The sequence below is a fragment of the Armatimonas sp. genome (assembly GCF_043760365.1).
Lineage (GTDB): Bacteria > Armatimonadota > Armatimonadia > Armatimonadales > Armatimonadaceae > Armatimonas.
This window is the reverse complement of record NZ_JAYUPA010000662.1, coordinates 1-3,999: the sequence shown is the minus strand read 5'-3', so window position 1 is coordinate 3,999 and position 3,999 is coordinate 1. Positions and strand designations below refer to the sequence as shown.

At 53.2% G+C, this 3,999-nt stretch carries 4 protein-coding genes and 1 tRNA gene; 4 read left to right on the top strand and 1 reads right to left on the bottom strand.

Features of this window, described 5'->3' with window-relative positions:
* Positions 1 to 99: 99 nt before the first annotated feature.
* Positions 100 to 229: transfer RNA gene (locus tag ACH2EH_RS15340), tRNA-OTHER, on the bottom strand.
* 87 nt (positions 230 to 316) lie between these two features.
* Here ACH2EH_RS15340 and pyk point away from each other — a divergent pair.
* The 4 genes from pyk to ACH2EH_RS15320 all read left to right on the top strand — a co-directional run.
* A complete protein-coding gene (gene pyk, locus ACH2EH_RS15335) occupies positions 317 to 1,741 on the top strand; it encodes a pyruvate kinase (protein WP_395142912.1) in 1,425 nt (474 codons plus the stop codon).
* On the top strand, positions 1,725 to 2,093 hold the full coding sequence (locus tag ACH2EH_RS15330) for a septum formation initiator family protein (RefSeq protein WP_395142911.1): 369 nt from the start codon (positions 1,725 to 1,727) through the stop codon (positions 2,091 to 2,093). Before pyk ends, ACH2EH_RS15330 begins: the two co-directional genes overlap by 17 nt.
* A 145-nt stretch (positions 2,094 to 2,238) precedes the next feature.
* Positions 2,239 to 2,886, top strand: a complete 648-nt coding sequence (locus ACH2EH_RS15325; protein ID WP_395142910.1) for a sugar transferase — start codon at positions 2,239 to 2,241, stop codon at positions 2,884 to 2,886.
* Positions 2,887 to 3,777: 891 nt separating this feature from the next.
* On the top strand, positions 3,778 to 3,999 hold a 222-nt coding region (locus ACH2EH_RS15320), incomplete at its 3' end, for a hypothetical protein (protein WP_395142909.1).

Below are 3,999 nucleotides of genomic sequence, written 5' to 3'. Positions count from 1 at the left end.
ACCCTGAGACAAACGAGGGCGAAAAAGTAGACACCGTGCTGATCAAGCGCAAACGCACGGATTTTACGGTGCTTGAGGAGTCTTGAGACGAAAAAATTATGGGTCGGGTGGGATTCGAACCCACGACCAATGCCTTATAGCTTTTCTCAGGAATTGCACCTGAAATGGCACATCGCCATCGCACTTGCGACAAGCAAAGGGCACTGCTCTACCACTGAGCTACCGACCCGGAAGCACGGGAATTCTATCACGCGAAAGTAAACCCGTCCACCCCTTAAACTAATTTTGTTTTTCAAGGTGTATAATGCCTGCTTAGATGCCACGCACCAAGATCATTTGTACTCTCGGCCCTGCGGTCGACTCTCCAGAGACGTTAGAGAGACTCATCCGCGCAGGAATGGATGTCGCCCGCTTTAATTTTTCGCATGGAACCCATTCCCAGCATGCGGAGCGCTTCGCCCGTCTGCGGTCGGCGGCGGCGAAAGTGGGCAAGAGTGTGGCAGCCCTTCAGGACCTCTGTGGCCCCAAGCTACGAATCGGCACCATGACGGAGGGCGTCGTCTTAGAGGAAGGCGAACGGGTGGTTCTGACCCTGGCAAGCGTTCTGGGCACGGCGGAGCGCATTTCTCTGCCCCTGCCTGAGTTTTTTGCGGTCGCAGCGCTAGGGATGCGGCTCCTGCTCGACGATGGACTACTGGAGCTCCAGGTGGAACAAGTCCAGCCGGACGAAGTGAGATGCGTCGTGATTGCGGGCGGCGTCCTAACCTCGGGCAAGGGCGTCAACCTGCCAGGAGTGGCTCTCCCGATTGAGGCCGTCACTGACAAAGATGAAGCGGATCTGCGCTTCGGGCTTGCGCTAGGAGTGGACTATGTGGCCCTCTCTTTTGTGCGCCATGCCGATGATGTGCTCCGTCTACGTTCCTTGATGGAGCGAGAGGGCCGCGTGGTGCCAATCCTGGTCAAGATAGAAAAGGCGGAGGCGGTTGAGAATCTGGATTCCATTCTCGCCATGGCAGACGGTGCAATGGTGGCCCGGGGTGATCTGGGAATCGAGATGCCGGTGGAGGAGATGGCTATGATTCAAAAGCGCCTGATCCGAGCCTGCAATGTGCTGGGCAAGCCCGTGATCACCGCCACCCAGATGCTGGATTCCATGATCCGCAACCCACGCCCTACCCGTGCCGAAGTAACAGACATTGCGAACGCGATCCTCGATGGTACGGATGCTCTGATGCTCTCCGGGGAGACAGCCGTGGGTGCCTACCCTCTCCAGGCAGTCGAAACCATGAGCCGAATCGCCCGTCGCACGGAGGAACAGCTCGACTACGACCAGCTCCTTCGAGAAAAGACAGCCCTCTTTGGCCGTGACAGCCTGACCGATGCAGTCGCCGAAGCTGCTGTCACGATTGCGCATGATCAGCAAGCCAAAGCCATTCTCTGTGCCACGGAAACGGGGGGAACGGCACGTGCAGTGGCAAAATTCCGTCCGCGCTCTCAGATACTTGCGGTCACACCCTCGGAGGAAACCTGCCGTCGCCTTGCCCTCTGCTGGGGCATCCAGTCTCTGCTGATGCCCGCCCCCACCAGCGTGGACTCGCTTCTGAGTGAGAGTACCGCGGTCGCGGCTCAGAGCGGCTATCTCCAACCGGGCGATTTGTTCGTCCTTACCTCCGGGACGCCTCTGGGCAAGCCGGGCAGCACGAATCTCATAAAGGTACATTACCTTGGCGAACCACTCTAAATCTTCTCCTACAGTCTCACTTCCCCGGACACGGACACAGCGTCGTCGTTGGGATACAGTCTGGCGTCTTCTGGGCATCAGCCTCGGTGTTGGTCTCGGGCTTTTCCTCTATGTACGCTGGCTCTCGCTTCCCTGGTCCCTAGGTGTACAAACCAATCATGAAGTACGAATCCTAGAGGCACGCCTCCAAGGTCTTCATGCAGAAAACGTGAGCCTATCAAAGCGCCGATCCTATTTGAAGTCGTCAGAAGGCATCGAAGCCCTTGCCCGCTCCCGTGGCTACCATCATCCCGGCGAGCAAGTTTACCTGGAACCAACCCCTAGCATCGAAAATAAATTGTCGCGACGCTGAGGAAGAGTTCACAGGCAACCAAAATGAAGTTTGAATAATTTTAAAAATTGGGGATAATAGTAGCGATACTAGAACCGTACTTTTTCTAGCACCAGGTTTTCTGAGCGCCTATGCCAACTCAATTCACCAGAAAGGAAGTTAATCTGTGTCTGTAGAGCTGATCTCCTCGCCTGCAAACGCGACACCCTCTAGTAGCTACGTCGTGATTAAGCGGAGCATGGATATCGTTTTTTCTTTTATTGCTCTCTTAGTTCTCGCACCTATCCTCTTGGTTATAGTTCTTTCGATCTGGTTAACCGACCGTGGGCCGATTATTTACCGTCAAAAACGGGTAGGGATGAACGGGCGGCTCTTCACGTTCTACAAGTTCCGCAGCATGGTGACAAACGCCGATGCGCTCAAGACCCAGCTTTCTACCAAGAACGAAGCCTCGGGGCCTATCTTCAAAATGAAGAAAGATCCACGAATTACCTCTGTTGGCCGCATGCTCCGCAAGTCATCGCTCGATGAGCTCCCGCAAATCTGGAGCGTCTTGAAAGGCGATATGACCCTGGTAGGACCGCGTCCCCATCTGCAAAGTGAGATTGATGCCTATCCGAACTATCCCAAAGAGCGTCTGAGTGTTACACCCGGCTTGCTTTGTTTTCGCGAAGTAAGTGGGCGATCCAGCCTGAGCTTTGAACGTTGGTTGGAGCTGGACATGAAGTATATACAAATGCGCTCTCTTCGCACGGATCTCTCGATTCTCCTACGTGCTATTCCTGCGGTTCTCTTTGCCAAGGGTGCCTATTAGCTCGCTTCTCTATCCTTGCCATAATTCCTGAAACAAGCTGGGCACTGATGCTTAGCTTTTCTCATTTGTGCGTCGGTAGATCGCGACACGTCGGTCAAGGATGATAAGCACATAGGAGCTTTTTGCACAAATCAAATTTCAGAATTTTTCGGACGCGAAAATGATTCGTGCAAAAAGCTCGGAAAAATTAGAAAAAAAGTCTCTCTGGGAAGGCGTCTCGTGGGGACATTTGTCACTTTCTGCAATGTCGTCCCAAAATATCTGCGACGCTCGGCAGCATGAATCGAAGCAAAATGGGAGAATAGTCATGACAAGAAGGACAGGTGGGCAATAAAAACCAGGAACCATTAAACTTCTAATGTGCATATGTTTGGCGATAGAAAAACTAAACTCAAGAGAAATCCAGCACGAAGGAGCCGTTTCCACGAATCGTTAGCCGTCTACTGAAGTAGGCCTCTCCAACAGGAACAAAGCCCGGGTACCCTCGGGGTGCGGGCTCCAAGTTCCTCAGCCCGGCATGGGCTTCGTTCTCGTTGGCGGCATGGATTTTAATCTGTGACGCATTCGTGCAAAAGGCTCACTTAGGAATATACAATTTGTTCTGATCTCTAAAATTTTGTACCTGTCGCAAATCGCGTGGTGAGAATGCGAGGAGTTGAAAATTCCTCACTGAAGGCCGGGTGCCCTCTGGGCGTCGCCGAACGTCCTGCCGGACGGAATCTAATTTGCGACAGGAGGGGATTTTCCGTGTAAAAGCAGGAAGATGAGCTGTTTTGGGGAACTATGTAATTGGCTCGCTTGACAGCCACTAGGTCCGCACGTACAATTACTGGGGTATTTTTCGTGCTAAGGGAATTTTTGATGTCAAGAATAAAAAGGAAGAATAACAACATGTTGCACCGCCTGCAAACACGCAGCGGAGTTCTCGCTACCGCTACCGTGCTCAGTCTACTCTTGCCCGCCGCCGTCGCCTGGGCAGATGGCCAAGTCAAGTTCAAAGTGGTGGACTCGAAGACCGGTGTCGTACTCCCTGGAGCCATTATTGTTATCAAAGCTGGCCCCACAGATCTTGAGGACATGCAGTTTAACACGGCCTCCAACGGTCTGGTTTCC

Bases quoted from the DNA above. Each gene is read 5' to 3' on its own strand.
- pyk (WP_395142912.1), top strand. From the start codon at position 317: ATGCCACGCACCAAGATCATTTGTACTCTCGGCCCTGCGGTCGACTCT.